The sequence below is a fragment of the Kitasatospora sp. NPDC047058 genome (genome assembly GCF_040643935.1).
Classification (GTDB): Bacteria; Actinomycetota; Actinomycetes; order Streptomycetales; family Streptomycetaceae; genus Kitasatospora.
Window position 1 is genome coordinate 1 of record NZ_JBEYVJ010000485.1, and the last position, 4,533, is coordinate 4,533.

4 protein-coding genes and 1 pseudogene are annotated in these 4,533 nt (G+C 69.8%); 1 reads left to right on the forward strand and 4 read right to left on the reverse strand.

Annotated features, from left to right (window positions below):
- Positions 1-147 precede the first annotated feature (147 nt).
- From ABZ885_RS35925 to ABZ885_RS35935, 3 genes are read right to left on the reverse strand one after another with little or no spacing between them, the layout of a single operon-like run.
- A complete protein-coding gene (locus tag ABZ885_RS35925) occupies positions 148-1,140 on the reverse strand; it encodes a hypothetical protein (protein WP_360198441.1) in 993 nt (330 codons plus the stop codon).
- Positions 1,140-3,269, reverse strand: coding sequence for a DUF6571 family protein (locus tag ABZ885_RS35930; protein WP_360198444.1), 2,130 nt, complete (start codon positions 3,267-3,269; stop codon positions 1,140-1,142). Before ABZ885_RS35930 ends, ABZ885_RS35925 begins: the two co-directional genes overlap by 1 nt.
- Before the next feature lie 3 nt (positions 3,270-3,272).
- Positions 3,273-3,587 carry a hypothetical protein gene (locus ABZ885_RS35935; protein WP_360198447.1) on the reverse strand — a complete coding sequence of 105 codons (315 nt, stop codon included), beginning with the start codon at positions 3,585-3,587 and terminating at the stop codon, positions 3,273-3,275.
- Positions 3,588-3,793: 206 nt separating this feature from the next.
- Between ABZ885_RS35935 and ABZ885_RS35940 the strand changes: the two genes are divergently transcribed.
- On the forward strand, positions 3,794-4,075 hold the full coding sequence (locus ABZ885_RS35940) for a hypothetical protein (RefSeq protein ID WP_360198450.1): 282 nt from the start codon (positions 3,794-3,796) through the stop codon (positions 4,073-4,075).
- Between the two features lie 374 nt (positions 4,076-4,449).
- On the opposite strand, the pseudogene ABZ885_RS35945 reads toward ABZ885_RS35940, so the two are convergent.
- Positions 4,450-4,533: pseudogene (locus ABZ885_RS35945) on the reverse strand (transposase); the annotation flags it as partial.

Consider the following 4,533-nt stretch of genomic DNA (forward strand, 5'->3'; position numbering starts at 1 on the left):
TGGGCGGCGGGTTTTTTCGCGGCTTTCTGCTTTTTCTAATCCCCTGTGTTGGGGGTTGCCGCCTGGCGGGGGGGGCGGCACCGCATGTGGGCGGTGCCGCACCTCACTTCCCGGTTCTGGCCGGCGTGGTGCACTTCCGCGGCGCAGTCAGGGACTGCTCTGCTTGAACTGCTGCACGGTTTCGGCTCGTTCGCGGTCGGTGGTGGTGCGGGCCCGGTCCTGGAGTCCGGCTATGCCGGTTCTTTCCCTGTCCCGGCGGGTGGCGTCGCCCCAGAGGGAGAGAAGGTCCGCGGCTTGGTCGTGGAGTCGGGTGAAGCGGTCGGGAGCGGCGGCGACCTGCCGGAGCCAGCTCTGGGTGAGGTAACCGGCAGGGTCGGTGGCGAAGGCCGGGACCGCGGTGACCGGGGCCGCCAGACCACTCAGGACGGCGTCCTGCCAGGCGGTGCGGGCCTTGCCGTCGCGATCTCGCAGGACGTCGTCGGCGATGCCGTCGAAGACGCCGGCGGGTGCGGCGGCGCGGGCCAGCGGGTCTTCGATCTCGGGCCCGGACGGATCGGCGCCGATGGCGGCGAGGCCGAGTGCTCCCTGATGGAGGTCGGCGGCCCGCAGGGTCGCGTAGGCCGCCGGGTCGTCCGACAGTCCCCGGAGCACGGAGGTCAGTTGGCTCTTCTCCACCGCGACGTGGACGCCGTTGTCGTCCTGCCAGGCGTCCGCGCCGGGCCCGTCGTGGGCCGTGTAGAGGTTGTTGATGCCGGTGAGCACCGCGTGGGTGTCGGCGGCATAGTCGGCCAGGGCATTGGCGAGCGGGCGGCGCACCTCCGGGTGGACGCGGTGGTCCGCCCGGCTCGCTACCGCCGACAGGACGCTGCGCAGGGCACGCGCCTGTTCCAGGGTGTGGCTGCCGGGCCGGTCGCCGACGGTGGCGTGGTGAAGTCCGTCGGCCAGTTCGCCGCACGGCAGGTCGGACCGCCAGGCGGCGCCGAGCACCGTGCGGATACGGTCGTCGCCGCGCAGTCCGGCACAGTCACGGTCGGGGTCGTCCCGCCCGGTGAGCCACCAGAAGGCCGCGCCGGCCGCGGCCGCCACCACCAGGGCGATGGCGGCGGCCGCGGTGCGGCGGGAGGGACGGGCGAGCGCCATCAGGCGTTGCCCCGGCCGAGGTAGCGGCCGGCGACGTCGTTGCTGCGGTTGCGGCTGTTGAGCATGTCGTCCTGGAGCGAGTTGATGGCGGGGCTGTCCGGGTCCTGTCCGCGGTCGCGGGCCCAGATGCCGACCAGGTCGGACATCTCGCGGTTGGCGCCCAGGTAGGTGTCGGAGATCTTCGCGTTGGCCTCGGAGTTGTTCTGGTCCTTCTCCTCCAGGCTGACCGCGTACGTCCAGGTGTCGACCATGCGCTGGGCGGCGTCGCCGAGCGGCGCGATCGGGGTGATCGGGGCGCCGATGGTGTGGTAGAGGACCTTGGCCTTCCAATCGGCCTGGGCGTTCTTGTCGTCGCGCAGGTCCATCGCGGCGTCGCCTCGGATGGCGTCGAAGACACCGAGCGCGGCGGCGCCCTTGCCCATCGGGTCCTTCATCTGGGCCTCGGTGGGGTTGGGACCGATGGCGGCGAGCTCCTGGGCGATCTTCCCGGTCTCCGCCTGGTGCAGGGTGCCGTAGGCGGCCGGGTCGTCCGAGAGGCCACGCATGAACCGGACCAGGCTGTCCTGGCCGACGGCCATCCGGGTCGTGTCGCCGTCCTTCCAGACGGAGTCGTGTCCGGTGTGGCCGTTGTAGACGTCGTTGCGGCCGTTGAGCAGCTCGTGGGTGTCCCCGACATAGTCGGCGAGCGCGTTGGCGAGCGGCTGGCGCAGGGTGGCCTTGATCTTGTCGCCGCCGTGGTCCTCGTCCAGGGTGACGATGGTGTCGTGCATGATCCGGGCCTGGGCCTCGGTGTGCTTGCCGTCGTGGGCGGTTCCGGCCCGCTCCCCGGTGGAGGCGGCCTCGATCGCGGCGGCCAGGCCGCTCTGCGACAGCGGGTCGTCGATCTTGATCATGCCGGTGTAGCCGGTGATGTAGCCCTGCGGCCAGTCCCGCTCCTTCAACAGGAAGTGCAGTCGCTTGTTGCCGCCGTCCGCGCCCGGGTCCAGGTAGGACGTCGCGGCCTCGGGCTGGCGGCCCATCACCCCGAGCACCTCGTCCAGCGGGTCCGCGCCCAGCGAGGTGCCGTCGTGGGACGCCTTGTAGCTCCACAGGCCCGGATGCTTCTTCTCGCTCGCGATGATGTCGTCGGAGAGGTCGGTGAGGAAGGGCGTCGAGTACTTCGCGTCGCCCTTGCTCATCAGGGTGCCGAGGATCTGGTACCCGTACACCGGCTCGGTGTTGGAACCGAAGTTCTTGGTCCCGTTCTCCTTCAGCCCCTCCCGCCACCTCTTGTAGAACTCGGTGTTCGGATCCTGCGTGGCGGAGGCGATGGCACGCGTCAGGTCGGTCTGCAGGCCCGGGTAGGTGCCCTTCTTCCCGTCGTCCTTGCCGGGGTCGTTGAGCTTCTCCGCGAGCTTGAGGGTGTTCTCGGGACCGAGCTTGTCGAGCAGGGTCTGGGAGAACTCGGGGCTGTCGGCGTTGGCCTTCATCAGGTTCGCCAGCTGGGCCCGCTCGTCGGCATTCAGGCTGTCGAGCCGGGTGGCGAGGTCGGCGGCCCGCTGCGCGTCTGCCTTGTCGCCGCCGCCCAGCGCCTGACTGTTGAAGCTGTTGTCCGCGTTGCCGGCCTTCGACGCGCTGCGCAGGGCACGGGCGGCCCGCTGGTCGGCGTCGGTGGCCCGCTGGATGCCGGCCTCGATCGCCTTGGTCCACTTGGCCGCGGCCTCCTGGTAGGCCCGCTGGGTGTCGACGTCGTGATGGAGATCGTTGCGGGTGCCCGGGTCGAGGGTACTGGGGTCGAGCACGGCGACGCCGGCGCCGGTGACCTTGAAGCCGGCCTTGACCGCGCCGTCCGCGGCCTCGCGCACCTGCTTCTGCGCGGCCTCGAAGTCCCCGTGCGCGTCGTCGAGCAGGGACGCCACGGCGTTCGCCTCGACCTGGGCGGCCGCGATCTGGCCTTGCGTCATCATGAGCTGGAAGTTGGCCATACTGGCCGTGCCGCCCGTCCACAGCCCGTTGCGGGTCACCGAGAGCACGTCACGGTCGAAGTTGCCCTCCATGGTGTGGAACTTCTGCGCCATCTCCCGCCACTTGGCAGCTGCGGTGGACAGGGTGCCGGGGTTCGCGTTGAGGACGTCCTCGTATCCGAGCATGGGTCACTTCACCTTCAGTGCGTCGGCGATGGACTGGTTGGTCGTGTGGTAGTTCAGCGTGGTCTGCTGCATCGCCGCGCTGTTCTGATGCAGCCGCGCCGTCAACTGGTCGACCTGCTCGTGCCACTCGGCGAGCGCCGCCCGCAGCGCGCCCGCCGTCTCCCAGCCCTTGTGCGCCGCGGCCGCCGCGTTGGTCGACTCATCCGCCGTAGCGCCGATGGTCTTGCTGTCCAGCGCCATGCCGTTCAGGGCCGACTGTGCGTTCCCCGTGGCCTGCGTGTTGACGCTGAACTGCCCGTCGCCTGCTGGTGTGCTCATCCTTGGACCGTCCCCGTTCGGATAGAAACCACACAGAGCGTGACGGCCGTGCGGCCGTACCCACTCCGCTGGTGCGCACTCCCCTGGAGGACGACGGGTGACAGTGGCAGGACTTGCCATGACACCTGGCCCACAGGCCGGTTGACGCACCGGTTGCGCGATCGTACTAAAGTCTGCTTTTCATCTGTCCAGGGAGGGAACCACCGATGACAGTGCGCCGCGAACAGGAAGAGCAGACTGTAGACCTTGCCGGCCTGGAAGAGGCCTCCCGGGCCGCCGCCGAGCTCAAGGACGACCATCGCGCGATGCGGGACCGACTGAACGAGTCGGCCGGAGAAGCCGCCACCGCCCTTGCCGGCTTCGCCACCGCCGGCGCGCTCGGAGCCGCTCTCGCCCGCTTCAACTCGCACGCCGCCGCCCTCGACAGCACGCTCGCCGAGATCTCGTCAGACCTCGGTTCGGCTGCTGGCGCACCTGATCGGCAATAGCGTCGATCTGCCGCCCTCGCGCGGGTAGGAAGGCACGCAGATGTTCGGCCGAACCGCCCGGCTGCCCCAGTGACGCGGCCCCGCTCAGTAAGAGCGTCCGCCAGTAGGCCATCGGATGCGGGGGCCGGTGGGTGAACCAGGCTCGTCGGATCAGGCTGCGGATGGTGACGATGGCGGTGGCCAGGGCGATGAAGAACTCGATGAAGCTCCGGCGGCGCTCGGTGTAAGTTCTGCCGGGTGGAGATCGGGGAGTTGATCGGGGCGGGGCGGACGGCGGATGTGTTCGCCCTCGACGAGGACCGGGTAGTGCGGCGCTACCGCGACGGTGAGGACGCCACCGGTGAGGCGGTCGTGATGGCGTACCTAGTGCCGTATCAGGCAATGTTGGCCCTGGTGACGACTTCGCGTAGGCGCTGATCGGCGGCGTGCTTGTTCCGCCAGATGATGTAGCGGCGGAT